Raw genomic sequence first — 25,426 nt, 5'->3', positions numbered from 1 at the left:
TTCCCGCCACCTGTCCGAGGGGCGCTGCAGCAGGTTCGACCTGTCAGGCTCGGATGGGGCGTTGCTTGACCGTTATCGGTCAGACACTAAACGCACAACGGCGCCCATTCGCATACATTACGAATGGAGGCTCATCATGAGCGCTGTTATCACGCCTGCAGATTTTAACGATTACAAAGTGGCCGACATGTCCCTGGCTGCCTGGGGTCGTCGCGAAACCATCATCGCTGAATCCGAAATGCCAGCCCTGATGGGTCTGCGCCGCAAGTACGCCGGTGAGCAGCCACTCAAAGGCGCCAAGATCCTCGGCTGCATCCACATGACCATTCAGACTGCCGTGCTGATCGAAACCCTGGTTGCCCTGGGTGCCGAAGTACGCTGGTCGTCCTGCAATATTTTCTCGACTCAAGACCAGGCCGCTGCTGCAATCGCTGCTGCCGGCATCGCGGTTTACGCCTGGAAAGGCGAAACCGAAGAAGAGTACGAGTGGTGCCTGGAGCAAACCATCCTCAAAGATGGCGCGCCTTGGGATGCCAACATGATCCTCGACGACGGCGGCGACCTGACCGAGCTGCTGCACAAGAAATACCCGGCGATCCTGGACCGCGTCCACGGCGTCACCGAAGAAACCACCACTGGCGTTCACCGCCTGCTGGACATGCTGGCCAAGGGCGAGCTGAAAATCCCGGCCATCAACGTCAACGACTCGGTGACCAAGAGCAAGAACGACAACAAATACGGCTGCCGTCACAGCCTGAACGACGCGATCAAGCGCGGCACCGACCACCTGCTGTCCGGCAAGCAAGCGCTGGTCATCGGTTACGGTGACGTGGGCAAGGGTTCGGCCCAGTCCCTGCGTCAGGAAGGCATGATCGTTAAAGTCTCCGAAGTCGACCCGATCTGCGCCATGCAAGCCTGCATGGACGGTTACGAGCTGGTTTCGCCGTTCATCGACGGTATCAACAACGGTACCGAAGCAAGCATCGACAAAGCGCTGCTGGGCAAGATCGACCTGATCGTGACCACCACCGGTAACGTCAATGTTTGCGACGCGAACATGCTCAAAGCCCTGAAGAAGCGCGCTGTTGTCTGCAACATCGGTCACTTTGACAACGAAATCGACACCGCTTTCATGCGCAAGAACTGGGCATGGGAAGAAGTGAAGCCACAGGTTCACAAGATCCACCGTACCGGCCCTGGCGCATTTGACGCTCAGAACGACGACTACCTGATCCTGCTGGCCGAAGGCCGTCTGGTTAACCTGGGTAACGCCACTGGCCACCCAAGCCGCATCATGGACGGTTCGTTCGCCAACCAGGTTCTGGCGCAAATCTTCCTGTTCGGCCAGAAGTACGCCGACCTGTCGCCAGCCCAGAAAGCCGAGCGTCTGACCGTTGAAGTGCTGCCGAAGAAACTCGACGAAGAAGTGGCTCTGGAAATGGTCCGCGGTTTCGGCGGCGTAGTGACTCAACTGACCAAGACTCAAGCCGACTACATCGGCGTGACCGTCGAAGGTCCGTTCAAGCCACACGCTTACCGCTACTGATTGGACCCGGCGGGCTTTGCGCCCGCCGATCCTGACCAGGCGGACCGGCCATCACCGGTCCGCCTTTTGCGATTGCAAAGGGTATTCCCATGTCCCAAGAACGTCGCTACAGCTTTGAGTTCTTCCCTACGAAGACCGACGCTGGGCATGAAAAACTGCTCGCCACTGCCCGTCAGCTGGCCACGTACAACCCCGATTTCTTCTCCTGCACTTATGGCGCTGGCGGTTCGACTCGTGATCGCACCCTCAACACCGTGTTGCAGCTCGAAAGCGAAGTCAAAGTCCCTGCCGCACCGCATTTGTCCTGCGTTGGCGACAGTAAGGACGACTTGCGCGGCCTGCTGACCCAATACAAGGCAGCCGGCATCACGCGTATCGTTGCCCTGCGCGGTGACCTGCCTTCGGGCATGGGCATGGCCAGTGGCGAAATGCGCCACGCCAATGACCTGGTTGAATTCATTCGTGAAGAAACCGGCGATCATTTCCACATCGAAGTCGCCGCTTACCCGGAAATGCATCCGCAAGCGCGCAATTTCGAAGACGATCTGACCAACTTCGTGCGCAAGGCCAACGCTGGCGCCGACAGCGCGATCACCCAGTACTTCTTCAACGCCGACAGCTACTTCTACTTCGTCGAGCGTGTACGGGCGATGGGCGTGAACATCCCGATCGTTCCGGGGATTATGCCGATCACCAACTACAGCAAGCTCGCGCGCTTCTCCGATGCCTGCGGTGCGGAAATCCCGCGCTGGATCCGCAAGCAGCTGGAAGCCTACGGCGACGACACCCAGAGCATTCAAGGCTTTGGTGAGCAAGTCATCACCGAGATGTGCGAACGCTTGTTGCAGGGTGGCGCTCCAGGGCTGCACTTCTACACGTTGAACCAGGCCGAACCGAGCCTGGCGGTGTGGAACAATCTGAAGTTGCCGCGTTAAGCGCCGCGAGAGGTAGTTCAAAGGACCGTCCGATTACGGACTGCGACTGCTTGTTATATTTCGACTATCGCTCCGACAGGAGCGATAGCTCGTTTCACGTACGCACCGCTCGTCAGGACTGTCATTTCTGACAGTAGATAAATCCCCATCAGAATTCCACGATTCCGGTGAGCCGTAATGGCTCAACTACCAAGTGGTAATTCTAAAAGGGAATTAACTATGAGCAACGTAACTGCGTCAGACCAAGTGGTGTCTTACATCAATACCTGGGACTATCCAAACTATCTTTCAATAGCACCACAAATCGTTCAAAAAACATTCCCATCGGGAGGAGACCCTCAATTCAATAACGTTGATGGGGTCGGCGGGAATTCGAGCGGCGGGCGCTATTATACGGATACGGCACAAAATAATTATGGAAAACCTGCTGGACACAACCCAAAATCCGAGCTAATTACGTTTACTTCTGGGTCAGATCGATTCGACATCCAGCTAGTCAAGAATGGAAGAAACATCACTTATAGCTCGTCACCAAACGCAACGGTTTACGCCTGGCACGTTCTTTACTCCGACGTCATAGGGGCGGTGGCCTGGAAAATTGGAAGCGCCACCCAGCGTACTATCCCAAGCCCAAAGCCTCCTGAAAAAGTAGACGATGTCTACCTCTTGCAAGAAGATACTGCCCCTACCAATGTTGTCACTAGCACTACGGGCTCACTATCGAAGACCATTCCAGCAAATGAGCTATTTTCGTTTCTAAGGAATGTCCAACTATATTTCAATGGGCCAATCTACCAATTAATCGGTGGCAATCTAGTCCTGACCGACAACATCCGCCAAGACCAGCTTGGATCTTATGGTGGCTATTTCTGCCTAACTTCAGATCTGAACAAACCTTACCCTGATGGGAAGACAGAGTTAGAAATATCCGATGGCTTTTCGCAAGCCAAAGCCACTGTTGTATTCGACCACGACACCACCAACAGTATGGTAACCATAACAATCAACCCCCACACATTCGTACTGTGCGAACTCAGAGACTTAGGTGAAGTTGGCTGGTCTCAATTCCCAAACACACTTTGCGTTGCTCTGTAGACCTGGGCCACTTCACCATCGCAGCGTTGGTGAGCACCGCCCAGTGAGACGAAGGTCTGGCTTGCGCCAGGCCTTTACCGAGTCTACCGGGCACACTTTTCAAATCAGGCCATGCCTCAGGCTGCGATCTTTTGCTTTTAACGCCCGAACCAGAGCTTCTGGATCCCGTTTCTGGCTCTTTCCGGTTTCTCGTCGTAATCTCAAGCCATGCCTTTGATCACGCAGTTACTGACCGTGTTTCTTTTTACTTGCCTGAGCTTCGCCGCTCGGGGCGAGAAGCTGCGCATTGTCACCGAGCCGTGGGCGCCTTACGTGTATGAGGAGGACGGCAAATCCCTGGGACTGGACTACGAAACTACGGCAATTGTCTTCAAACGCCTGGGGATCGAAGTCGAGTGGCAGTTTCTGCCGTGGAAACGCTGCCTGTCGATGCTCGAAACGGGCCAGGCGGATGGCGCGCTGGATATTTTTCACAGCGACGAACGCGACGCCACCCTGCTCTACCCGAGCGAACCGCTCTCGGAAGTCGAATTCGTGATGTTTTACGCCAATGAGCGGCCGCATCCGTTTCACACGCTGGACGATCTGAAAGGCCTGACCATTGGCACCTCTCCGGGTTATCTATACAGCCCGGACTTCCGCGAATCGACGCTGTTCACCCGTGAACCGGCGCCGACCCATGAAGCCAACTTCGGCAAACTGGAGCGCGGGCGAATCGACTTGCTGATCACGGACCGTCGGGTGGGTCAGCACTTGCTCGACGAATTGGGCATCCGCGACAAGATTACCGAGAACCCGACCGTCATCAGCCACCAGAGCCAGTTCCTGGCGGTGCGCCGCAACGCGGGCATGGACTTGTTGGTGCAGCGCTTCGGCGCCGAACTCAAACGCTTCAAGCGCGAGCCTGCGTACGCAGAACTGAGTGCCCGTTATGGTGCCGAGCCGGCAGCCGAGGTGAAAACCACCAGAGCCACCGCCGCCAGCGGAAAAACCGTTGAGCAGCAGGAAAGCGGCGCGCAGTGATTGCTCTGTTATACTCCGGCCTTCCCGCCAGGCTCACGCCCGGACGCTCGGACTTGTTCAAGGCATCTCGACACCGCTACAGCGCAGCTTTTCAGCCCGCGCGAGCACTCCAGACGAGCTTTCAAGGCCCAGCAGGACCGGACGGGATTGCGTTCCTCTTAAACGCCATTCGCGCCAGGCAAGACTCCCATTGGGCCAAGCCCTAACTAGAACAGGATTACTCATGTCCTTTGCTTCCCTCGGTCTCTCCGAGGCTTTAGTCCGCGCCATCGAGGCAGCGGGCTATACCGAGCCTACTCCGGTGCAACAGCGGGCCATTCCCGCCGTGTTGCAAGGTCGCGATCTGATGGTCGCGGCTCAGACAGGTACTGGTAAAACCGGCGGCTTCGCCCTTCCGATTCTGGAGCGGTTGTTCCCCAACGGTCACCCGGACAAATCCCAGCGTCACGGCCCGCGCCAACCGCGCGTACTGGTCCTGACGCCTACCCGCGAACTCGCGGCTCAAGTACACGAGAGCTTCAAGGTTTATGCCCGTGACCTGAAGTTCGTCAGTGCCTGCATCTTCGGCGGCGTCGGCATGAACCCGCAGGTTCAGGCCATGTCCCGTGGTGTTGACGTGCTGGTGGCCTGCCCCGGCCGCCTGCTCGACCTCGCCGGCCAAGGCAGCGTCGATCTGTCCCACGTGGAAATCCTCGTGCTGGACGAAGCTGATCGCATGCTCGACATGGGCTTCGTCCACGACGTGAAAAAGGTCCTCGCCCGTCTGCCGAGCAAACGCCAGAACCTGCTGTTCTCGGCCACCTTCTCCAAAGACATCACCGACCTCGCCGGCAAGCTGCTGCACAACCCGGAACGCATCGAAGTCACGCCGCCGAACACCACGGTCGAGCGTATCGAACAGCGCGTATTCCGCCTGGCTGCCAGCCACAAGCGTTCGTTGCTGGCGCACCTGATCACCGCTGGCGCCTGGGAACAGGTTCTGGTGTTCACCCGCACCAAGCACGGCGCCAACCGTCTGGCCGAGTACCTGGACAAACACGGCCTGAGCGCCGTCGCGATCCACGGTAACAAGAGCCAGAACGCCCGCACCAAAGCACTGGCCGACTTCAAGGCTGGCGAAGTGCGCATCCTGGTCGCCACCGACATCGCCGCTCGCGGCCTGGACATCGATCAGTTGCCACACGTGGTCAACTTCGAACTGCCAAACGTCGACGAAGATTACGTTCACCGTATCGGCCGTACTGGCCGTGCCGGTCGTTCGGGCGAGGCGATCTCGCTGGTGGCTCCGGACGAAGAAAAGCTGCTGAAAAGCATCGAGCGCATGACCAAGCAGAAGATTGCCGACGGCAACCTGATGGGCTTCGACTCCAGCGCTGTAGAAGCCGAGAAACCTGAAGTTCGCGAGCGTCCGGATGTGCGTAACCCGCGCAACCCACGTGGCCCGCGCGGCGACGGTCCGAACGGCACTGGCGGTGGCGGCGGTCGTAAAGACAAAGGCAAGGACAAGGGCGGCAAGGAAAAACCTGCCGCCACTGGCCGTGGTGATCGCCCGGCGCGTGAACACAAGCCACGCGAAGGCACCCCGGCTCGCGAGCAACAGCGCCCGGCTCCTCGCGCCGCTGCTGACCGTGCTCCGGATGAGTTTCTGGACGACGATATCGATAACTTCGGTAACCGCGTCGACTACGTGCCACAGGCCAAACCCGCTCAAGGCCGTGGCCGCCGTCCGGGTGCTCCGGCACAAGGCTCGGCCGCAGGCGTCGGCGCAGGTGCTCCGCGCACCGGCGGCAAGCCTCAGGGTCGCCAAAGCGGTCCGCGCAGCAGCGATGGCGCCACCACTGGCACTCCGCCGGCCAAGCGCAGCGGTCCACGCAACGGCGCTCCACGTGACGGTCAGGCCCGTCGCGAAGAGTCCCGCAACCGCCGCCCGGCCCGCACCGACGATCAGCCGCGTTCGGAACCGGCCGTGCAAAACCCGCGCGGTCCGGCACCGAAGATCATTCACAAGGAGTCGAAAACCGATCGCTTCCCGACACCTGAGCAACTCGATCAACTGCCAGGTCGCCCTCGTGGTGAAAAACCAGCGTTGCTGACTCGCAATCGCTGATTTAGCGCAGTAACAAAAAATGCCCCTGATCGCGAGATCAGGGGCATTTTTTTTATCCGCCGCGAAAGTTACTTCGCTTTGACACCTTCAAACGTAACGTACAACTCGACCGCGTCGGACTGTGGGCCCAGGTCTTTCTGCTTGCCGAAATCGGAACGCTTGATGCTGGTAGTGCCTTCGAAGCCAGCACGGTAGCCGCCCCATGGATCCTTGCCTTCACCCAGGAAGGTAGCCTTGACCACGACCGGCTTGGTCACGCCAAGAATAGTCAGGTCGCCGGTTACATCCGCAGTGTCTTTGCCAGCAGCGTTTTTGCCGGTGGATTTGACGCTGGTGGAAATAAACGTCGCTTTAGCGAATTTGCTCGCGTTCAGGAAATCACCGCTGGCGATGTGCTTGTCGCGCTCAGCGTTATTGGTGAACACGCTGGCGGTGTTCACGTTGAACTCGATCTTGCTGTCTTCTGGCTTGGTAGCGTCGAAGCTGAACTTGCCGTCGATGTCCTTGAAGGTACCGATGATATAGCTGTAGCCCAGGTGGCTGATCTTGAAGTCAACGAAGGCATGTTGGCCTTCTTTGTCGACGACATAGTCGGCTGCCATCACGTTGGCAGACAGCAGAGCAGAACCGATTGCCAGAGCGGCCAGGGTCTTTTTCAACATGCTTTCTATTCCTTTGGAGTCAAGGTTGAACTTCATGCTTTGCGGCCCAGCATTCGCATCAGGGTCGCATCACGATCGATAAAGTGGTGTTTCAATGCTGCCAACGCATGGAGGCCGGAAAAAATTACCAACACCCACGCCAGATACAGATGAATCACACCAGCGGTGTCTGCCTGGTCCGGTAGTCCGGAAACCAATGCAGGGACTTCAAACAGGCCAAACACCGGAATCCCGACACCTTCTGCGGTGGAAATCAGGTAACCGGCAATCATCACAGCGAACAGAGCGAGGTACAGGAACGAATGGCCTAACGTGGCGCCAATGCGCGTCATGCGGCTATAGCTTTCCAGTGTTGGCGGTGGCGGGCTGATAAAGCGCCACAAAACCCGTAGAACCATGACGGCTAACAGCACCAGACCCATACTTTTGTGCAAGTCCGGCGCGTCTTTGCGCCAGACGCTGTAGTAGTCGAGACCGACCATCCACAAGCCCAACGCAAACAGACCGAAGACCGCCAGCGCCACGCCCCAGTGCATGAAAACGCTGATCCAACCGTAGCGCGAAGAAGAATTACGTAGCTGCATTGCCCAATTCCTGTGAGAACTGCGACCAAGACTATCGAGTTATCTATCGAATTAAAGCGGAAAATTTCGCTTTGAAATATCGAAAAATACGATCAAGAGTCTGGAATGGATGAGTTAAGGAAAGATTAAAGACCCCTGTGTAAAAAAACGAAGTCCAACTAAAGAACACCTCCGCCATAAGGTTTATTCGATTCTTAGTATTGGTTTTCTTCGGGCATAAAAAAACGCGACATTTCTGCCGCGTTTTTTTTAATCCCAAAGCTTACTGCGCTTTGGTATCCGTTGCCGGGGTCGCGGCGGGCTTGGCCGCTGGCTTCTTGGCCGGTTCAGCTTTCTTCGCCGGTGCTTTTGCCGGAGCCTTTTTGGCCTCGGTTTTGGCAGCAGGCTTTTTCGCCGGGGCTTTTTTGGCCGGTTCGGCTTTCACCGGTGCCGCTGGTTTCGGTGCTTCGACCGGAGCTGGCGCAGGGGTCGGGACTGGCGTTGGAGCCGGTGCAGGAGCAACCGGAGCCACTGGCTCTGGCGCCTTGACCGGTTCCGGTTTGTCGTCAGAACCACCAAACAGGTTGCTGAAGAAGTTGCCTTTCTTCGCCGCCACCGCGCCGGCGGCCGCAACGGTCGTCGCCGCCGGAACAACCTTCACAGGTTCAAACGACTTGCCGGCCGCCAGGTCTTCTACCTGACTGGCTGCACGCTGACCGGTGCGAAGTGCGCCTTCCAGAGTGCCTGGGTACAACGTGTCAGTGTGTTCGCCGGCAAAGGCTACACGCTGAATCGGACGTTCCCACAGGCGCCAGTACTTGCTGATCTGGCCAGGGCCAAAGGCCAGGTAAGCGCCGCCCATTGATGGGTCGGTGCTGTAGCGGCGGATTTCATAACCGGTGAACGAACCGCGAGCCTGTGGATAAAAGGCGTGCAGACGGATCAGCACCTGATCGACCATCTGCTTGTCGCCGAAGGCCTGCATCACGCGCGCGTTGTCGCCGGACAGGTTGATCACCACGTTGGCGCCGCCCTTCAAAGCCGGCTCAACCCACAACATGCCCAGACCGGTGTTGCTGTAGATCTCACCGGTCATGCGCGCCTTGCTTTCCCATACCGGAGTCTTGAACTTCAGCATGATCTGGTCGCGCCAACCGTAGTTGGTGCCCTTGATCGCGCCCATGTGCTGGGCATCCAGCGACGGGGTCATCTGGATCTTGTTCAGTGCGCGCAATGGCACGGACACGACGACGTAGTCCGCCTGATAGCCAACGCTGCCGACTTTGACGGTGACGCCGTCCTTGTCCTGGGTGATAGCCGAGACCGGGGAGCTGGTCTTGATGGTTTTCAGCTGTTTGACGAAGGCCTGGGCCAACACCGGGCTACCGCCGAGCAGACGCGAAGCGCGCAGGTCACGGTCGGCAACGCCACGATAAACGCGGCTTTGCTGTGCGAAGTACAGCAGCGACAGGCGCGAAGGTTCGTCATAACGGGTACGAATCTGCTGATTCACCAACTGACGTGCCGTGGCCGGCAGATTCAGACGGTCGAGCCAGTTGGCCACGTTGATCTGGTCCAGGGCGAACAGTGTGCTGTTGCCCGCCGGGTTCTGCGGGTCCTCGATCGAGCGCGCCAGATCGTCCAGGGTCTTTTCGTAGCGTTTGAGCGCTTCCGCGGTGGCCGGTTGCTTGGTTGCCAGATCGGCGGCAGTGAAATACTCACCGTCAATCAGGTAGCCCGGGGTCCGCACGAACTCAGGGGCCGGCGTGGTGCCCAGCTTGAAGGTCGAAACGTACTTGTTCAGAACCGGTTGGGTCTTATCGTTGCCGATCCACTCACTGGTGGCCATGCCGGAGCGACCGCCCATGCTCGGTTTGGCTTCCAACAGAGTCACCTGCCAGCCTTTGTTTTGCAGTTCGTAAGCAGCGGTGAGGCCAGACAGCCCTCCCCCGATCACGATCGCCGTTTTATCCTTGGCCAGCGCAGACACGCTGAACAGCCCTAACATCACCAGCGCACAGGCGCGCAGCCAACCAGCAGACATTCAGCGAACTCCGGAAATACACGTAGGAAAAAACGGTTTTGCGAGCCAGACGACTCAAAGAACCGCGAAGAATACGTCAGCCATCAAAACGCCGCCAGCGACGTCTACCGACCTATACAAAGTAGCTCAATCGACACAATGGGTTGTCCCCACGCGACGCATTGCATAGGCTTGCGCGATTGTTTGCCCGCGCACCCAGCGAGCCGCCTCGAGGAGACTGAAAATGGGCCTGAATAATCAGTGGATGCAACGCGATCTCGCGGTGTTGTGGCATCCCTGCACCCAGATGAAAGACCACGAACAGCTGCCGCTGATCCCGATCAAGCGCGGTGAAGGCGTGTGGCTGGAAGACTTCGAAGGCAAACGCTACCTCGACGCCGTCAGTTCCTGGTGGGTCAACGTGTTCGGCCACGCCAACCCGCGGATCAACCAGCGCATTAAAGATCAAGTCGATCAGCTGGAGCACGTGATCCTCGCCGGTTTCAGCCATCAGCCAGTGATCGAGTTGTCCGAGCGCCTGGTGAAGATGACGCCGGAAGGTCTGACCCGGTGCTTCTACGCCGATAATGGCTCGTCCTGCATCGAAGTCGCGCTGAAAATGAGCTTTCACTATTGGCTCAACCGCGGCCAGCCGAACAAGAAGCGCTTTGTCACCCTGACCAACAGCTACCACGGCGAGACTATGGCAGCGATGTCGGTGGGCGACGTGCCGCTGTTCACCGAAACCTACAAGGCCCTGCTGCTGGACACCATCAAGGTGCCGAGCCCCGATTGCTACCTGCGCCCCGACGGCATGAGCTGGGAAGAACACTCGCGGAACATGTTCGCCGCCATGGAACAAACCCTGGCCGAGAACCACGACACCGTGGCCGCGGTGATCGTCGAGCCGCTGATCCAGGGCGCCGGCGGCATGCGCATGTACCACCCGGTGTATCTCAAACTGCTGCGCGAAGCCTGCGACCGGTACGGCGTGCATTTGATCCACGACGAAATTGCCGTCGGCTTCGGCCGCACCGGGACGATGTTCGCCTGCGAACAGGCCGGCATACGCCCGGACTTCCTCTGCCTGTCCAAGGCCCTGACCGGTGGTTACTTGCCGCTGGCGGCCTGTGTGACGACCGAAGATGTCTACAGCGCGTTCTACGACGACTACCCGACCCTGCGCGCCTTCCTGCACTCCCACAGCTACACCGGGAATCCTCTGGCGTGCGCGGCAGCCTTGGCGACGTTGGATATCTTCGAAGAAGACAACGTCATCGAGAACAACAAGGCCCTGGCCCAGCGCATGGCCAGCGCCACCGCGCACCTGGTCGATCACCCGAACGTTTCGGAAGTGCGTCAGACCGGCATGGTGCTCGCCATCGAGATGGTCAAGGACAAGGCCAGCAAAGAAGCCTATCCGTGGCAGGAACGTCGCGGCTTGAAAGTGTTCCAGCATGCGTTGGAGCGTGGTGCTTTACTTCGACCGTTGGGCAGCGTGGTGTACTTCCTGCCGCCGTACGTGATCACGCCTGAGCAGATCGACTTTCTGGCCGAAGTGGCCAGCGAAGGCATCGACATCGCGACCCGGGACAGCGTCAGCGTTTCGGTACCAAAAGACTTTCATCCGGGCTTCCGCGATCCGGGCTGATTGATTAGCGCTCGTTCCCACGTCGAGGCGTCGAACCGTCCGCGTGGGAATGCAGCCAGGGACGCTCTGCGTCCCAAAAAGCGGACGCGGAGCGTCCGGGGAGGCATTCCCACGCAGAGCGTGGGAACGATCAAACTACAGAGACCCAGCATGAGACTGTCCCGCTTCTTTATCGACGCCCCCTTGAGCACTGGCCAACACGAGTTGCCCGAGGCCCAGGCCCATTACATCAGCCGCGTGCTGCGCATGGCCGAGGGCGATGCGCTGCAACTGTTCGACGGTTCGGGCCATGAGTTTCGCGCCACGCTGGCGGAGGTCGGCAAGAAGCGCGTCGTCGTGCAGATCGATGAAAGTTTCGCCGGCCAGGTCGAGTCGCCCTTGCAGATCCATCTCGGCCAGGGCTTGTCACGTGGCGAGCGGATGGATTGGGCGATTCAGAAAGCCACCGAACTGGGCGTTACAGAAATCACCCCGATCTTCAGCGATCGCTGCGAAGTCCGGCTAAAGGACGAGCGCGCCGACAAACGCCTGATGCACTGGCGCCAAGTGGCGATCAGCGCTTGCGAGCAATGCGGGCGTTCACGGGTGCCGGTGATTCATCCACCGCTGCTGCTGGCGGACTGGTTGAAGCAGACTCAAGCAGAATTGAAGTTGGTGCTGCATCCGGTGGCCGAGCCGCTGGTGAGCCATGCCAAGCCTGAGACCTTGGCGTTTCTGATCGGGCCTGAGGGCGGGTTGTCGGAGACTGAGGTTGATCAGGCCAAGGCTGGCGGTTTTCACGCCGCCCGCCTCGGCCCTCGAGTATTACGCACCGAAACCGCTCCCGTCGTGGCATTGGCGGTGGCGCAACAGCTGTGGGGCGACTTCTGACCCATGATCGTTCCCACGCTCTGCGTGGGAATGCAGCCCGTGACGCTCCGCGTCACTGGACGCAGAGCGTCCCTAGAGGCATTCCCACGCAGAGCGTGGGAACGATCTATCAGCAACTACTTCACCGGATCACTCACCGGTTTGGCGATGATTGCTTTCAACTCGCTGGTCATCGGGAATTCCAGGTTCAGGCCCTTGGGTGGAATCGGTTGCTCGAACCAGCGTTGATAGATGCCGTAGATCTCGCCCGAGCTGTACAGATCGGCGAGGGTCGAGTTCACCAACTCGAGAAACTGCGGATCGCCTTTGCGCACCATGCAGCTGTAGATTTCCCGCGACTGCTCCTCGCCGACCACGACCCAGCTATGTGGATCGCGGGCCTTGGCGCGTTCACCGTAGAGCAGCGCGTCGTCCATATAGAACGCCGCCGCCCGACCTGACTGCAACATCTGGAAGGCTTCGCCGTGGTCCTTGGCGCTGATCACGAACATATCGATCTTATGATCGAGGTTGTAGCTCTTCAGAAACCGCTCGTTGGTGGTGCCTGCGGTGGTCACGACGTTCTTGCCGCGCAAGTCGGCGAAGGTCTTGATGCCGCTGTCCTTCGCCGTGAGCAACTGCCCCTTCACGTAGATAAACCCGTAGGAAAACGCTACTTGCTGCATGCGCTCGGCGGTCACGCCGGTGGAGCCGCACTCAAGGTCAACCGTGCCGTTCTGCACCAGTGGAATGCGCGTTTGTGAGGTCACCAGGTTGTACTTCACCTGCAGATTCGGCAGCTCAAGCTTTTGCTTGATGCGCTCGACAATCTTGCTCGCCAGATCCACCGAATAGCCCATCGGCTGCCCCGTGTGGTCACCCACGTAGGAGAACGGCACCGACGCGTCGCGATAGCCCAGCGTGATGCTCTTGGCATTGGCAACCTTGTTCAGCGTGCCGGTCAGCGGCGCTTCGTTGGCCTGGACCTGGCTGGCGAGCAGCAGGCCCAGGGTGCAGCCGATCAACGTGATTTTTTGCATTGTTATTCTCCGTTGTGGGTTAAGCGATTAGCGACGGGCGGCGACGCGAGGTGCGAGGCCGTGCATTTCAATCGACGGAGCGCGCCGGGCGATCAACTCGCTGAGCAACCGGGCGCTGCCACAGGCCAGGGTAAAACCCAGGGCGCCATGGCCGACGTTGAGCCAGAGATTGCGGTACGCCGTGGCCCCAATCAACGGCACGCCGCTGGGGGTGGCCGGGCGCATGCCGGCCCATTCAATGGCGGCGTCGTAATCGCCGGCATTGGGCAGGGTTTCCTGCGCCTGGCGCTTGATCAGCGCCAGACGTTTGGGGTCGAGCGCCGGGTCGAAGCCGACAATGTCGACCATCGCCGCCACGCGCAGTTGTTCACCAATGCGGGCATAAACGATCTTGCGGTTGTAATCGGTGATGCTCAGGTCTGGCGCGCGATGTTCGGCGCGGATAGGCAAGGTCAGGCTGTAGCCTTTGAGCGGATACAGCGGCAGGTTCACGCCCGGCAACGCGAGCGCCGGACTGCGATGACCGGCGGCAATCACCAGTTGCTCGACCAGCAGCACCTGCGAACCCATTTCTATGGCCTGCACCGCGCCGTCCGCGTGGCGAATGCCGGTGACTTTGCGGCCGAGCAAAAACTCGCAACGCCCCGACGCCTGGAGTCGAGCCAGCAATTGCTGGCAGAAACCATGGCAATCGGCGACTTCTTCGTCAGGGGTATAAATCGCGCCCACAAACGGCGCCTCGGCGAGTGCAGGCTCCAGCTGGGCGCATTCAGCCGGCGATAGCACTTGCTGCTGTCGGGGATCAGCCAGACCATGGCGAGCATGCTCGAAACTCGCGGCTTCACGAAACGTCACCAGTTTGCCGTTGCGCCGCCAGTCGAAACCGTCGAGGCGATCTTCGTCGCGCCAACCTTGCAGCGTGGACTGGCTCAGCATCGCCAGACGCAACAGGTGCGCGCCGTTGCGCTGATTCACCGAACGACGGCAGGCCGCCAGGAAGGACGCCATCCAGCGCCACTGCGCCGGGTCCAGGCGTGGACGCAGCTTCAGTGGCGAGTCACCGCGCAACATCCAGCCAAGCGCTTGCAACGGTACGCCGGCATCGGCCAGTGGTGCGACGTAACGGTAGGACAACTGGCCGCCGTTGGCGAAACTGGTCTCGCTGCCCAGCGAATCCCGGGCCTCGATCAGCGTCACGTCGATGCCCTCGCGAACCAGTGCGTAAGCCGTCGTCAGCCCGATGACGCCGCCACCGATGATGCAAACCCGCTGAGCCATGTCTGTCCTTAACCGTTGTTGAAACAGGCTTCAGGTTAGGACCAGGTGACAGACATTGAACAATGCATAAAGATGCCTGACCCATAAACAAAGGTTATGGACTTGCCATGCGACTGCGACACATCGAGATTTTCCAGGCCATTCGCCAGACCGGCTCGGTCAGTGGCGCCGCACAGTTGCTGCACGTATCGCAGCCGGCGGTGAGCAAAGTACTGCAACACGCCGAGCAGCAACTGGGCTTTGCGTTATTCCTGCGGGTGCGCGGGAAATTGCAGGCCACGCCCGAAGCCCTGGAGCTTGAGCGCGAAGTCGATAAGGTCACCGAAAGCCTGCAAGGCGTGCGACGTCTGGCCCAGAGCCTGCGTCGCGAGCCGGGTCACAGCGTTCGGATCGGCGCGATCCCGGCGCTGGCCCTGTCGCTGCTGCCGCCGGCCATCAACGAGTGGACGCAACGCTACCCGGACATCGTTTGCGAGCTGTCCAGCGCCCACAGCCGTGAGCTGATGCAGAATTTGTTGATGCGCGAAGTGGATGTCGCTCTGACCTTGCAACCGCCGGATCACCCGGGCCTGAAGGCGCAGGCCCTGGCCTGCGGAATACTGGTGGCACTGGCACCGACAGGTTACTGGGCCGACGACACTCTGGGCCAACCGCTGCCATTGATCGAATTGGCGGATGCGCCGCTGATCGGTCTGTCCAGCGCCGACCCGCTGGCGGCCAGACTCGACAGCTACCTTGAGGCGGTCGATCCGCCGCCACGGGTACGCATCGCAGTGCAGACCTATTCGCTGGCGCGGGCGATGGTTGAATCCGGTGCCGGGCTGGCGGTGATCGATCCGTTTACCGCGCTCGGCGCGTCCCCCGCCACCACGGCGATTCGACCTCTGGCACCCGCGTTACCGATCACGTTGTATGCGATCACCCGCGCCGACGAACCGCCGCCCCATACCTTGAGCGACTTGTTGCAGGTTTTCAGCCGACGGGCGCAGGCGCAACTGGATCGCTTGATCTCGTAGAGGCTTCAAAGGACATAAAACAAAATCGCCACGAAGTGCAGCAAACTCCCGGCGATCACGAACAGATGCCAGATCCCGTGGGCATGCCGCAAACGATGATCGAGGGCAAAAAAGACAATGCCCACGGTGTACAACACGCCGCCCGACGCCAGCCAGGCGAAACCTGTACTGCCCAACGCCGCCAGTAACGGCTTGACCGCCACCAGGACGATCCAGCCCATCACCGCGTAGATCACGATCGACAGAATCCGCGCTTCCGAACGCGGTTTGATCTCTTGCAGGATGCCGATCAGCGCCAGTCCCCAGACAATCCCGAACAACGTCCAGCCCCACGGCCCGCGTAGCGTCACGAGACAAAATGGCGTGTAGCTGCCGGCAATCAGCAGGTAGATCGAAAAGTGATCGACCTTCTGCATGATCGCTTTTTTGCGCCCTCGCACGCTGTGGTAAACGGTCGAGGCGCTGTAAAGCACCAGCAAGGTAAACCCGTAAATCGCCACGCTGACAATCTTCCACGGGCTGCCGTCCATGCCGGCGATCACCAGCATCCACACCACCCCGACAACCGCTGCCACCGCCCCGACCAAATGCGTCCAGGCGTTCAATCTTTCCCCGTGATACATGTGTTGCTCACCTCAACATTCGTTGCAACATCGCGCAAGGCTCAGGCCTTGAGATTAAAAGCGCAATGTTTCAGATCACAAATTCCCTCATACGTGCACAATCGAGCCATTCGAATAAGAGCTACGCCCATGCTGATCGATGAAGAGTTGACCCTAAAAAAACTCGAGGTGTTCCTGGCCTTCATGCGCACCGGCAACCTGGCCCGGGCTGCCGCCGAGTTGCAGACCAGCAACGTCAGCGTGCACCGGGCGATCCATTCCCTGGAAAGCGCCCTGCGCTGCCCGCTGTTCAAGCACGAAGGCCGCAATCTCACGCCGCTGGAAAGCGCTTATGTGCTGGAAGAACGAGCGCAGAAGTTGATTCAGGACGTGGTCGAAACCGTGCGCCTGACCCGCGAAGCCGCCGGGTTCTCCGCCGAGCGTTTCAAGCTCGGCTCGCTGTATTCGCTGACGGTGAAGACGGTGCCGCAGCTGATCATGGGCCTGAAGATCCGCCGCAGCGAGCTCAATATCGACCTGATCCTCGGCTCGAACTTCGACCTGCTGTACAAGCTCAAGAACATGGAAGTCGACGCGATCCTGGTGTCGCTGGACGAGAGCGTCAACGACCCGGACTGCGAGCAAATCCAGCTGTTTTCCGACGACATCTTTCTCGCCACACCGGCGGATTCAAAGTTTGCCCAACGGACCGAAGTCGACCTTGCCGAAGTGCGCGACGAGACATTCATTACACTGACCCAGGGCTTTGCCACGCACCAGGACGGTAATCGGGTGTTCAAGCAGGCGGGGTTCGAACCGAAGGTGGCGATGCAGGTCAACGACATCTTCACCCTGCTGAGCATGGTCAGCTCGGGCGTGGGTTATGCGTTGCTGCCGGGACGGATTGCGGCGGTGTATGAGAACCGGGTGAAGCTGATTCCGTTGCAGGAACGGTATCGGTTGCAGCAGCACATTGGGGTGGTGTTTTTGAAGGCTAAAGAGCGGGATCCGAATCTGCTGGCGCTTTTGGCTGAGTGTCGGATGTATGCCAATCGCAATGCCACCCAATGATCGTTCCCACGCGCCGCAAAGGAATGAATCAATGGACGCTCTGCGTCCGCTTTGGGACGCGGAGCGTCCCGGGCTGCATTCCCACGCGGAGCGTGGGAACGATCAGTCAGCCGACAATCCCACGAACAATGAAGTACAACAACGAAGGCCCAAGCAAACACCCAAGCCCGGTATGAAACGTCGCCGTCAACGCGCCATAAGGCACCAGCCGCCGATCCGTCGCCGCCAACCCGGCCGTCACACCGCTGACAGTGCCAGCCAACCCGCCAAACACCATTGCCGAGCGCGGGTTATCCAGCCCCATCCAGCGCGCTGCCATGGGCGTGCCGACCATCACAAAAATCGCTTTGATCAACCCGGTGGCAATCGACAACGCCACCACATCCGAACTCGCACCAATCGCCGCACCCGTCACCGGCCCGACGATGTACGTCACCGCACCCGCGCCAATGGTGGTCATGCTGATCGCATCGCGATAACCAAACGCCCAGGCCATGCTCGCGCCGACAATGAACGGCAGGATCGTGCCCAACAGCAGCGCAATCACGCCAATCAAACCGGCCTTTTTCGCTTCGGTGGCCTGCACCTCAAACGCGGTGGCGACGATGGCGAAGTCACGCAACATCGCGCCGCCCATCAGACCGATGCCGGAAAACAGCGTCAGGTCCGCCAGGCCCTTTTGCCCACCGGTCATGGTGCCGCCGACCCAGGCCAGGACAAGCCCAATGACAATGGCAATCGCCGAGCCGTGAATCCGTCCGAACGTCAGGCGCTTGGACAACACCACCGACACCCACATGATCACGCCAACGAACGCGAACGCCGTGACCAGACTGTTATTGGTCAGGCCTTTCTCGATGAGTTCCCACATATCAGCGACCTCCTACTGGCGTGCCAACCGGGGTTATTTCCGCCGGTTCATCGGGCAACGGTTCGCCCTTATGGGTCCGGCTGATCAAGGCAATCGTGCAGCCGCAAATCACTACCGAACCAATCGCCGCCAGCACCGCCACCGGGCCGCCGTGCAGAGCGGTGACGACGTTCTGTTGCGCGGCCATCGCGACCACCACCGGAATGTACATGGCGCCCCAGAAACCGACGCCCATCTCGCAATCCTTGGTCATGCCGCCACGCTTTTGCATCCACAACCGCGCGCAGATCAGCAGGATCATCGCGATCCCGACCCCGCCGACGTTTGATTTCACGCCCAGCAACACGCCGAGCATGTCTCCCAGGATCACCCCTGCCAGCGTACAAATCGCCAACAGCGCCACACCGTAAATAATCATTGTTGTCGTCCTCAAAGTGCATCGTCGAATGTTGTTTTTGTTGTTCGAAGGCCTGAGTGATCTAGAGTTGGCGGTTTCCCTCCTCACGCAACAGCGCCTGCAAGGTATCGAGCCGCGCACCGTCAAAGGCAATGACGGTGCCTTGCTCGAACACCCGGCGCGCCAGCCCGGTCAGCACCGCACCGGGCGGCAGTTCGATCTGTAGACGTACGCCGCGCTCGTAGGCGCTTTGTACCGTGCCGCGCCAATCCACCACGCGGCACATGTTGAACGCCAGGTCGTCGCGCAAGGCTTCAGTGTTGATGACGGGCCGTGCGCGACTGCCGCTCAGGTAGCCCAGTGTCGGTGTTTTCAGCTGTATCTTGGCGAAAGCTTCGGCCAGGGTTTTCGCAGGTGTGTCCAGGAGCGGGCAGTGAGACGGCACGCTGACGGCCAGACGTTTGGCCAGACCTGCACCGCGACCTTTCGCCAACTCGGCCACCGCTTTCATCGCGCTATCGCTGCCGGCAATGACCACCTGGTTATCGGCGTTGATATTGGCCAGGTAAACCGGCATATCGACACTGTGCACCTGCGCCAGCAAGCCTTCCACCGTGGCCAGGTCCAGACCGATGATCGCGGTCATGCCGTAGCCTTGTGGATAAGCCTGTTGCATCAACTCACCGCGCAGGCTCACCAGATGCAGCGCATCGCTGAAGCTCAAGGCGCCTGCGACCACCGCCGCCGGATAGGCACCAATGGACAATCCCGCCACGTAATCCGCCGTCATTAACAACTGACGTGAAGCCGCGACGCCGGCGATCAGCAGGCAGAGCTGGACGGCCCTTGTCGACTTCAACGCCTCGGCGGAGTCCAGCAGCAAAACGTCTTCCCCGAGGACATCACTTGCCTCGATCACTGTTTCCCGAGGCAAACGATGGAGCATGCCCGGCTGCTGCGCACCTTGGCCTGGGAACACCAGCAAGCTGCTCACGCTGCTTGCTCCTGCGGGTTCCAGGGATCGATCACCAGACAGGCCTCGCTGGCATTTTTCAGCAATACCCAGCGTGCAGAACCGGCCCATTCGCGCAGGGCGACGGCGCCGAAAGGTGTCTGCAATTGCATGTCCACCTTGCAGAAAGACGCATCAAACATCCTCAGCATTTCCTGTGCCTGAAAACGGTTCAGCGGTTGCGGTGTGCGCAGGATCAAGTCGAGATCACTGCCCTCGTGCAATGCCTGAAAACCGCTGGCCAATTCAAACCCGGCGCTGCCGCTGACACCCCAAACCCACTCACAGCCATCGAGCATCGGCCGCAGTTGATTGAGGGCGCGCGCTGCCGGCAAATCCCGGTCGATCGAAACATGGCAAAGCGCTTCCGGCCGCACTTGACGCTGGATCGCATCGATCGCCATCGACGTTGCATAACGCTGCTCACGCAAACGTCCACGCACGCCGACCGCGATTTGATCCGCCGCGCTCAACGCACGCCGAACCACAACCGGTTGCCCTGCACTGATCGAGTCGATCACCCACGAAGGTGCGTCCGCAGGCAACTGCTCCGGGGTCAGCCCCCAGAGCAGATCGTGGGCCAGAAACGTGTTCACCACTGTTCTCTCAACAGTTGGCGGACCTGGCTCGACGCCGCGCGGTTGCTCGCGCCCAAGCGGCTGCTCAGGTCTCGACCGCTGGCGGCGACATCGCCAATCGCCTGGTTCAGGCATTCAGCCACGCGTGTCAGATCGGCCGCCGTCGGCTGCTCGATCTGTTCCACCGACAAGGTTTCCCAGAGCAACCCAAGGCTCGCGTAGCTGTCGATGTCATACGCCATCGGCGGCACGCTGGCGGCCAAGGCTTCGAGTTCTTCAACACTGCGCAACGTCACCCGCGCGGCCGACGCCTTGCCCATCGCGTGAACCATCACGCCCGGATCGCGCAAGGCAATCAGCCGATTAGCCTGATACCCGTGAGCCAGAAACGCTCCGGACATCGCCTTGCCCACCAGCAGGCCGATCACTGCATGGCCGGCCAGTCGGGCGCGGGCATAACTGTCCGCAGCACCGGCCAATGCCTGATGAATGCCCAGCGCTTCTTCACGCCGACCGTAGGCCTGACTCGGCACGTCGACGATCGCGATCAAGGCGCGTTTCTGCGGTTTATCCAGATCGGCTGCGATGACTTCATCCACCGCTTTGGCCAGCCCCCAACCTTCCAGCAGACCGACCTCGCCATTGCGAGCGCGGACGAAGCGGTTGTCGGGATCAGCCACCACCGCGATAAACCGAACAGGTTGGTCGCCCAACACACCGTCAGCGACTTTCAACGAAGCCGGCAAACCATCGACCGGTTTGGCGCCCGAACTCAAGGCGTTGAACCAGTTCAAGCCTCTCAGGGAATACGAACTCATGAGCGCTCTCCTTGATACAGATCGCGAACCGTCGCCGGCTCGATTTGCGGCTCGGCGTCCAGACGGGCCAGCCGTTGCAGGAACAGTTCGGCCTGACGGCTGCGTTGTTGCGCAGGCAAACCTTGCTTGAGCAATTCGCCGACCTGCTGCTGAACTTGCGTCACGTCGTCAGCGACAAAACGATCCACCAAACCGCTGGCAAACCGTTGCTCGCCACCGGTCAGGCTCCAGATGAAAGGACGATCACGGGAGTCGTATTCCTCAAGCCCCGCTTCCTGTTCGATCACTTGCGGGCCGTTCAGGCCAAGCCGCGCTTCTTGAGTCACCAGCAAGTAGCTGCACAACCCGGCAGCAATCGACATCCCGCCAAAGCAGCCGACGCTGCCCGCCACCACGCCAACCACTGGCTGGTATTGGCGCAGATCGACAATCGCCGCATGAATATCGGCAATCGCCGCCAGCCCAAGGTTGGCTTCCTGCAAGCGCACGCCACCGGTTTCCAGCAGCAGCACGGCGCGAGTGGGAACACCGTTGCGGTTGTCTTCGGCGGCCAACTCCAGCGCGCCGGCAATCTTCGCCCCGCCGACTTCACCGAGACTGCCACCCTGGAACGCGCCTTCGATGGCAGCGATCACCACCGGCAATCCACCGATGCTGCCCTTGGCGATCACCACGCCGTCATCCGCTTGCGGCACCACACCCTGGCGCGACAGCCACGGCGACATGACACGTTGAAACGGGTCGAGTAATTCGCGGAAGGTGCCGGCGTCGAGCAAGGCCTTGGCACGTTGCCGGGCGCCGAGTTCGACGAAGCTATGTTTGTGCAGGAGATCAGTCATGGCCGATCTCCTCAAAGCCTTGTTCCAGACGCAAGCGCACCACGCCGGGGGTCGCGCCGAAGTCGTGGATATCGATGGCCATCGCCGGTGGGTTCTGGCCGTCGAACATCCGTGCGAACAGATGCTGCCAGCGTTGCTCGGCGCCATTGACCGAGGTCTGCACCTTGATCGTCAGTTTGCCGGCCTGACCCGGTTCGATCAGCACTTCCAGATCGCCCGAGCCGACACAACCCACCAGCGTCCGGCCGCGTGGCGGCTGCCCGGCGGGGAATTCAAAAGATAAGGTTTCCATCAGAAAGCTCCCTGGATGAGGCCGTCGCCAGACTCAATGCGGTCGATGAACAGGCAGGCGGCGAGCAAGTCGGCAGCGCCGCCGGGCGAGGCATTCAACGCGATTAATTGTTGGTCCAGCTCATGCAAGCGCCGGCGACCGGTGAGGCTGGCACTGCCACCCGCGTCAAGCACGGCTTGGGCGCCGAGTTGCATGGTCTGCAGGCCTTGTTCGCCGGCGCGGTAGAGCACGCAGGTGTCGGCCAGTTGGGTCATGATCGCCAGCAAGGCATCGAGTCGGGCGTTCTGCTCGCCATGACCGGCGACGCGGCTGCGTTTGAGGTGTGGCAGCGCGCGTTGAATGACGGCAGGGAAACCGAGTTGCGCTTCTTCGCGGGCACCGCGAACGCCATAACGCTGGGCGACTTGCGCACCGTGGCTCAGAGGACGCGGCGCGTAACGGTCGTCGAGCAAGGCCAGACGTGCAGCACGCAAAGCGATAGAGCCTGCGGCAGTGGATTCGGGTTCCAGTGCAACCGCGGCGACCAACAGACCCAAGGCCCAGATGGCTCCGCGATGAGTGTTCACGCCACCCGTGGTGGCGAGCATCGTTTGTTCACCTTCACGCCCCATCAGCCCGATGGCTTCGCGCAGCGGCAGACCGACTTCGCCAAACTCGATGGCGGCTTGCGCCATTTCCTTGAACGCTGGCCACAGGGACAGCGCCGAAGCGTGCATCAGCCCGAGGTGCAAATCGGTATGTGCACCATTGCCGCGACGGTCGACCAGCGCGGGTTTCGGCGACAGGTCCGCTTCGTCGATCAGCGCGTCCACGGCCAGATCCGCCAGCCGTTCGGCCAACGACAGTGTTTTCGGTTGCAGGTTGAATGCGTGCATTACCAGCTCCTGAACTTGGCGGGCGGGTTGTAGAGGCCACCGGACCACTCCACCAGATCGGCCACGCTTTTAGCCGCAAGCAATTCGCGGGTGGCGTCGGTGCGGCGGATGCCGAGGTCTTCGGGCAAGGCAATCAGGCCTTCGCGGCGCATGCGCGCGGTGTCTTTCGGGTTGTGGCGCAGGCCGATGGCGGTCACCCCGGCGACGGCGGCGATCATTGCCTGACGCTCTTCCAGCGAACGCGCCTTGTACAGATAGGCGATGCCTTCTTCGGTCAGCAGGTGAGTGACGTCGTCGCCGTAGATCATGATCGGCGCCAGCGGCATGCCGCTTTTCTTCGCCACTTCCACCGCGTCGAGGGTTTCGACGAAGGTCGGTTTGCCGCCCTCCTGGAAGGTCTCGACCATTTGCACCACGAGTTTCTTGCCCCGTTCCAGCAGCGCTTCGGGCGCGTCGTCGTGACGCATATCGAGCCAGGCTGGGGTGCCGTGACGACGGCCACGAGGGTCGTGACCCATGTTTGGCGCGCCACCGAAACCGGCGAGGCGTCCGCGCGTCACGGTGGAGGAATGCCCGTCGCCGTCGACTTGCAGGGTGGCGCCGATGAACAGGTCCACCGCGTATTGCCCGGCCAGCTGGCAGAACATCCGGTTGGAACGCAGAGAGCCGTCGCGCCCGGTGAAGAACACGTCAGGCCGAGCGGCGATGTAGTTTTCCATGCCCAATTCGGTGCCGAAGCAATGCACGCTTTCGACCCAGCCGCTTTCGATGGCGGGGATCAGGGTTGGATGCGGGTTGAGCGTCCAGTTGCGGCAGATCTTGCCTTTCAGGCCGAGGGATTCGCCGTAGGTCGGCAGGATCAATTCGATGGCGGCGGTGTTGAAACCGATGCCGTGGTTCAGGGACTGGACGTTGTGTTTTTCGTAGATCCCGCGGATCGCCATCATCGCCATCAACACATGCACTGGCTTGATGTGGCGTGGGTCGCGGGTGAACAACGGCTCGATGTAGAACGGCTTGTCCGCCACCACCACGAAGTCCACCCAGGATGCCGGGATGTCGACACGAGGCAAGTCGCTGACATCGTCCACCAGTTGATTGACCTGGACGATGACGATGCCGTCGCTGAAGGCGGCCGGCTCGATCAATGCCGGGGTGTCTTCGGTGCTCGGGCCGGTGTAGATGTTGCCGGCGCGGTCGGCCATGAAACCGGCCGAGAGCACGACGTTGGGAATCAGGTCCACCACCAGCCGCGCGTAGAGCTCGATGTAGGTGTGGATCGCACCGATTTCCAGCAGGCCGTCTTCCAGCAGCTGGCTGATGCGCAGGCTCTGGGTGCCGGCAAAGGAGAAATCGAGCTTGCGGGCGATGCCGCGTTCAAACAGGTCCAGGTGCTCGGAGCGACCAACGCTGGGCATGATCATGTGCAGGTCGTGAAGCTTCGCTGGGTCAGCCTTGGCCAGGGAGCGGGACAGGAAATCAGCCTGCTTCTGGTTATTGCCCTCCAGCACCACACGGTCGCCGGGCAGAATCAACGCCTCCAGCGCTGCAACGATTTTGTCGGTGGGCAGGACCACACCGTCGGCGAGACCCCGCACCAGCTCGAGACGCCGCTGCTTTTCGCTGCGCCGCCGCGTCCATCGCGAGTCGGGGGATATTGTTGTTGTCATGACCACTCCACGGGTTCGCTGTCGTGGGAGTCACATTAGGAGCGTTGGGTGGGGGCATCAATCAAGCAGAGAGACGGATCGTTACGGCTGGAGTAATGATCGTTCCCACGCTCTGCGTGGGAATGCCTCAAGGGACGCTCCGCGTTCCAGTTCTCGAATGGGACGCGGAGCGTCCCGGGCTGCATTCCTTTGCTGCGCGTGGGAACGATCAGGTCCTGTGGGAGCGGGCTTGCCCGCGAAGGCGTCCTGACAGCCGGCCTGAAATTTGTGTTTAAACATTTGTCCACAGGAGCAGCGAAAGGCTACGCAGTCTGGCGTTACTGCCTACAGCAATGCCGGAACCCGCCGACTGGTGCGGTTTTGCGTTGATCTTTATCGTTTCCGGGTCGCTGCCAATTCAGCGATCGGGTCTGGAAAACCCGAAGAACAGGATCAATGCACATGACATAATGCGGCGCTTTTTTTGCTCCGTAGTTCTAAGTTATGGCGGCTGTGCGTGGGAGACCTTCGGGTCTGCCGGGTTTGATCCTTTCTCGGTTTTTCCAGTCCGCGTACAGCTGCCACCCTTTTCGTCTGGAAAACGAAAAATGGCAGCTCCATCACTACAAGGATC

General features: G+C 60.2%; 24 protein-coding genes and 1 riboswitch. Of the genes, 9 read left to right on the top strand and 15 right to left on the bottom strand.

Annotated elements, in window-relative coordinates; all coding sequences use genetic code 11:
- Positions 1 to 10 precede the first annotated feature (10 nt).
- A riboswitch (S-adenosyl-L-homocysteine riboswitch) is annotated at positions 11 to 113 on the top strand.
- A gap of 23 nt (positions 114 to 136) precedes the next feature.
- The 5 genes from ahcY to ACYZT5_RS26615 all read left to right on the top strand — a co-directional run bounded on the left by ahcY (position 137) and on the right by ACYZT5_RS26615 (position 6,706).
- On the top strand, positions 137 to 1,546 hold the full coding sequence (gene ahcY / locus ACYZT5_RS26635; protein ID WP_077747242.1) for an adenosylhomocysteinase: 1,410 nt from the start codon (positions 137 to 139) through the stop codon (positions 1,544 to 1,546).
- An 89-nt stretch (positions 1,547 to 1,635) separates the two neighbouring features.
- On the top strand, positions 1,636 to 2,481 hold the full coding sequence (gene metF, locus ACYZT5_RS26630) for a methylenetetrahydrofolate reductase [NAD(P)H] (protein WP_462048092.1): 846 nt from the start codon (positions 1,636 to 1,638) through the stop codon (positions 2,479 to 2,481).
- Positions 2,482 to 2,700: 219 nt separating this feature from the next.
- Positions 2,701 to 3,576, top strand: a complete 876-nt coding sequence (locus tag ACYZT5_RS26625; RefSeq protein WP_462048091.1) for a hypothetical protein — start codon at positions 2,701 to 2,703, stop codon at positions 3,574 to 3,576.
- 207 nt (positions 3,577 to 3,783) lie between these two features.
- The gene (locus ACYZT5_RS26620; RefSeq protein ID WP_462048090.1) at positions 3,784 to 4,599 is read left to right on the top strand and encodes a substrate-binding periplasmic protein; all 816 of its coding nucleotides are present in this window, start codon (positions 3,784 to 3,786) and stop codon (positions 4,597 to 4,599) included.
- 223 nt (positions 4,600 to 4,822) lie between these two features.
- Complete coding sequence (locus ACYZT5_RS26615) at positions 4,823 to 6,706, top strand: DEAD/DEAH box helicase (RefSeq protein WP_462048089.1); 1,884 nt, start codon at positions 4,823 to 4,825, stop codon at positions 6,704 to 6,706.
- A gap of 68 nt (positions 6,707 to 6,774) precedes the next feature.
- Here the strand turns inward: ACYZT5_RS26615 and ACYZT5_RS26610 are convergent, their stop codons facing one another.
- The 3 genes from ACYZT5_RS26610 to ACYZT5_RS26600 form a co-directional block, all read right to left on the bottom strand.
- Positions 6,775 to 7,368: a YceI family protein gene (locus ACYZT5_RS26610; protein ID WP_462048088.1), complete on the bottom strand. Its 594-nt coding sequence runs from the start codon at positions 7,366 to 7,368 to the stop codon at positions 6,775 to 6,777.
- Between the two features lie 32 nt (positions 7,369 to 7,400).
- Positions 7,401 to 7,952 (bottom strand): cytochrome b, encoded by a 552-nt coding sequence (locus tag ACYZT5_RS26605; RefSeq protein WP_462048087.1) that lies wholly within the window; start codon positions 7,950 to 7,952, stop codon positions 7,401 to 7,403.
- Between the two features lie 262 nt (positions 7,953 to 8,214).
- Positions 8,215 to 9,975, bottom strand: coding sequence for a flavin monoamine oxidase family protein (locus tag ACYZT5_RS26600; protein WP_462048086.1), 1,761 nt, complete (start codon positions 9,973 to 9,975; stop codon positions 8,215 to 8,217).
- A 223-nt stretch (positions 9,976 to 10,198) separates the two neighbouring features.
- Between ACYZT5_RS26600 and ACYZT5_RS26595 the strand changes: the two genes are divergently transcribed.
- Both ACYZT5_RS26595 and ACYZT5_RS26590 read left to right on the top strand, forming a co-directional pair.
- Positions 10,199 to 11,605, top strand: a complete 1,407-nt coding sequence (locus tag ACYZT5_RS26595; RefSeq protein WP_462048085.1) for an adenosylmethionine--8-amino-7-oxononanoate transaminase — start codon at positions 10,199 to 10,201, stop codon at positions 11,603 to 11,605.
- A gap of 150 nt (positions 11,606 to 11,755) precedes the next feature.
- Complete coding sequence (locus ACYZT5_RS26590) at positions 11,756 to 12,475, top strand: 16S rRNA (uracil(1498)-N(3))-methyltransferase (RefSeq protein ID WP_462048084.1); 720 nt, start codon at positions 11,756 to 11,758, stop codon at positions 12,473 to 12,475.
- A 116-nt stretch (positions 12,476 to 12,591) separates the two neighbouring features.
- Here ACYZT5_RS26590 and ACYZT5_RS26585 read toward each other — a convergent pair whose 3' ends face one another.
- Positions 12,592 to 13,494: a transporter substrate-binding domain-containing protein gene (locus ACYZT5_RS26585; protein WP_462048083.1), complete on the bottom strand. Its 903-nt coding sequence runs from the start codon at positions 13,492 to 13,494 to the stop codon at positions 12,592 to 12,594.
- Between the two features lie 27 nt (positions 13,495 to 13,521).
- Complete coding sequence (locus ACYZT5_RS26580) at positions 13,522 to 14,772, bottom strand: D-amino acid dehydrogenase (protein ID WP_462048082.1); 1,251 nt, start codon at positions 14,770 to 14,772, stop codon at positions 13,522 to 13,524.
- A gap of 107 nt (positions 14,773 to 14,879) precedes the next feature.
- On the opposite strand from ACYZT5_RS26580, the gene ACYZT5_RS26575 reads away from it, so the two are divergent.
- Positions 14,880 to 15,788 (top strand): LysR family transcriptional regulator, encoded by a 909-nt coding sequence (locus ACYZT5_RS26575; protein ID WP_462048081.1) that lies wholly within the window; start codon positions 14,880 to 14,882, stop codon positions 15,786 to 15,788.
- 5 nt (positions 15,789 to 15,793) lie between these two features.
- Here ACYZT5_RS26575 and trhA read toward each other — a convergent pair whose 3' ends face one another.
- On the bottom strand, positions 15,794 to 16,411 hold the full coding sequence (gene trhA, locus ACYZT5_RS26570) for a PAQR family membrane homeostasis protein TrhA (protein WP_282483202.1): 618 nt from the start codon (positions 16,409 to 16,411) through the stop codon (positions 15,794 to 15,796).
- 129 nt (positions 16,412 to 16,540) lie between these two features.
- Here trhA and ACYZT5_RS26565 point away from each other — a divergent pair, with 129 nt between their 5' ends.
- Positions 16,541 to 17,461 carry a LysR family transcriptional regulator gene (locus ACYZT5_RS26565; protein ID WP_462048080.1) on the top strand — a complete coding sequence of 307 codons (921 nt, stop codon included), beginning with the start codon at positions 16,541 to 16,543 and terminating at the stop codon, positions 17,459 to 17,461.
- Between the two features lie 106 nt (positions 17,462 to 17,567).
- Here ACYZT5_RS26565 and madM read toward each other — a convergent pair whose 3' ends face one another.
- The 9 genes from madM to mdcA form a co-directional block, all read right to left on the bottom strand.
- Positions 17,568 to 18,332 (bottom strand): malonate transporter subunit MadM, encoded by a 765-nt coding sequence (gene madM / locus ACYZT5_RS26560; RefSeq protein ID WP_134098730.1) that lies wholly within the window; start codon positions 18,330 to 18,332, stop codon positions 17,568 to 17,570.
- 1 nt (position 18,333) lies between these two features.
- Positions 18,334 to 18,750, bottom strand: a complete 417-nt coding sequence (madL, locus tag ACYZT5_RS26555) for a malonate transporter subunit MadL (protein WP_462048079.1) — start codon at positions 18,748 to 18,750, stop codon at positions 18,334 to 18,336.
- 61 nt (positions 18,751 to 18,811) lie between these two features.
- Positions 18,812 to 19,723, bottom strand: a complete 912-nt coding sequence (gene mdcH / locus ACYZT5_RS26550; protein ID WP_462048078.1) for a malonate decarboxylase subunit epsilon — start codon at positions 19,721 to 19,723, stop codon at positions 18,812 to 18,814.
- Complete coding sequence (locus ACYZT5_RS26545) at positions 19,720 to 20,340, bottom strand: malonate decarboxylase holo-ACP synthase (RefSeq protein WP_462048077.1); 621 nt, start codon at positions 20,338 to 20,340, stop codon at positions 19,720 to 19,722. The genes mdcH and ACYZT5_RS26545 overlap by 4 nt, the downstream gene beginning before the upstream one ends.
- The gene (mdcE, locus tag ACYZT5_RS26540; protein ID WP_462048076.1) at positions 20,334 to 21,137 is read right to left on the bottom strand and encodes a biotin-independent malonate decarboxylase subunit gamma; all 804 of its coding nucleotides are present in this window, start codon (positions 21,135 to 21,137) and stop codon (positions 20,334 to 20,336) included. The genes ACYZT5_RS26545 and mdcE overlap by 7 nt, the downstream gene beginning before the upstream one ends.
- A complete protein-coding gene (locus ACYZT5_RS26535) occupies positions 21,134 to 21,976 on the bottom strand; it encodes a biotin-independent malonate decarboxylase subunit beta (RefSeq protein ID WP_462048075.1) in 843 nt (280 codons plus the stop codon). The genes mdcE and ACYZT5_RS26535 overlap by 4 nt, the downstream gene beginning before the upstream one ends.
- Positions 21,969 to 22,268, bottom strand: coding sequence for a malonate decarboxylase subunit delta (locus ACYZT5_RS26530; RefSeq protein ID WP_154979540.1), 300 nt, complete (start codon positions 22,266 to 22,268; stop codon positions 21,969 to 21,971). Before ACYZT5_RS26530 ends, ACYZT5_RS26535 begins: the two co-directional genes overlap by 8 nt.
- A complete protein-coding gene (locus ACYZT5_RS26525; RefSeq protein WP_462048074.1) occupies positions 22,268 to 23,143 on the bottom strand; it encodes a triphosphoribosyl-dephospho-CoA synthase in 876 nt (291 codons plus the stop codon). The genes ACYZT5_RS26530 and ACYZT5_RS26525 overlap by 1 nt, the downstream gene beginning before the upstream one ends.
- On the bottom strand, positions 23,143 to 24,813 hold the full coding sequence (mdcA, locus tag ACYZT5_RS26520) for a malonate decarboxylase subunit alpha (protein ID WP_462048073.1): 1,671 nt from the start codon (positions 24,811 to 24,813) through the stop codon (positions 23,143 to 23,145). The genes ACYZT5_RS26525 and mdcA overlap by 1 nt, the downstream gene beginning before the upstream one ends.
- Positions 24,814 to 25,426: the final 613 nt, after the last annotated feature.

The organism is Pseudomonas sp. LB3P14, assembly GCF_054898045.1.
Note: the sequence above shows the minus strand (reverse complement) of the source record. Positions and strands in the feature narration are given on the sequence as shown.

Coding starts and splice junctions, on each gene's coding strand:
- ahcY (WP_077747242.1), top strand. CDS start 137: ATGAGCGCTGTTATCACGCCTGCAGATTTTAACGATTACAAAGTGGCC.
- metF (WP_462048092.1), top strand. CDS start 1,636: ATGTCCCAAGAACGTCGCTACAGCTTTGAGTTCTTCCCTACGAAGACC.
- ACYZT5_RS26625 (WP_462048091.1), top strand. CDS start 2,701: ATGAGCAACGTAACTGCGTCAGACCAAGTGGTGTCTTACATCAATACC.
- ACYZT5_RS26620 (WP_462048090.1), top strand. CDS start 3,784: ATGCCTTTGATCACGCAGTTACTGACCGTGTTTCTTTTTACTTGCCTG.
- ACYZT5_RS26615 (WP_462048089.1), top strand. CDS start 4,823: ATGTCCTTTGCTTCCCTCGGTCTCTCCGAGGCTTTAGTCCGCGCCATC.
- ACYZT5_RS26610 (WP_462048088.1), bottom strand. CDS start 7,368: ATGTTGAAAAAGACCCTGGCCGCTCTGGCAATCGGTTCTGCTCTGCTG.
- ACYZT5_RS26605 (WP_462048087.1), bottom strand. CDS start 7,952: ATGCAGCTACGTAATTCTTCTTCGCGCTACGGTTGGATCAGCGTTTTC.
- ACYZT5_RS26600 (WP_462048086.1), bottom strand. CDS start 9,975: ATGTCTGCTGGTTGGCTGCGCGCCTGTGCGCTGGTGATGTTAGGGCTG.
- ACYZT5_RS26595 (WP_462048085.1), top strand. CDS start 10,199: ATGGGCCTGAATAATCAGTGGATGCAACGCGATCTCGCGGTGTTGTGG.
- ACYZT5_RS26590 (WP_462048084.1), top strand. CDS start 11,756: ATGAGACTGTCCCGCTTCTTTATCGACGCCCCCTTGAGCACTGGCCAA.
- ACYZT5_RS26585 (WP_462048083.1), bottom strand. CDS start 13,494: ATGCAAAAAATCACGTTGATCGGCTGCACCCTGGGCCTGCTGCTCGCC.
- ACYZT5_RS26580 (WP_462048082.1), bottom strand. CDS start 14,772: ATGGCTCAGCGGGTTTGCATCATCGGTGGCGGCGTCATCGGGCTGACG.
- ACYZT5_RS26575 (WP_462048081.1), top strand. CDS start 14,880: ATGCGACTGCGACACATCGAGATTTTCCAGGCCATTCGCCAGACCGGC.
- trhA (WP_282483202.1), bottom strand. CDS start 16,411: ATGTATCACGGGGAAAGATTGAACGCCTGGACGCATTTGGTCGGGGCG.
- ACYZT5_RS26565 (WP_462048080.1), top strand. CDS start 16,541: ATGCTGATCGATGAAGAGTTGACCCTAAAAAAACTCGAGGTGTTCCTG.
- madM (WP_134098730.1), bottom strand. CDS start 18,332: ATGTGGGAACTCATCGAGAAAGGCCTGACCAATAACAGTCTGGTCACG.
- madL (WP_462048079.1), bottom strand. CDS start 18,750: ATGATTATTTACGGTGTGGCGCTGTTGGCGATTTGTACGCTGGCAGGG.
- mdcE (WP_462048076.1), bottom strand. CDS start 21,137: ATGAGTTCGTATTCCCTGAGAGGCTTGAACTGGTTCAACGCCTTGAGT.
- ACYZT5_RS26535 (WP_462048075.1), bottom strand. CDS start 21,976: ATGACTGATCTCCTGCACAAACATAGCTTCGTCGAACTCGGCGCCCGG.
- ACYZT5_RS26530 (WP_154979540.1), bottom strand. CDS start 22,268: ATGGAAACCTTATCTTTTGAATTCCCCGCCGGGCAGCCGCCACGCGGC.
- ACYZT5_RS26525 (WP_462048074.1), bottom strand. CDS start 23,143: ATGCACGCATTCAACCTGCAACCGAAAACACTGTCGTTGGCCGAACGG.
- mdcA (WP_462048073.1), bottom strand. CDS start 24,813: ATGACAACAACAATATCCCCCGACTCGCGATGGACGCGGCGGCGCAGC.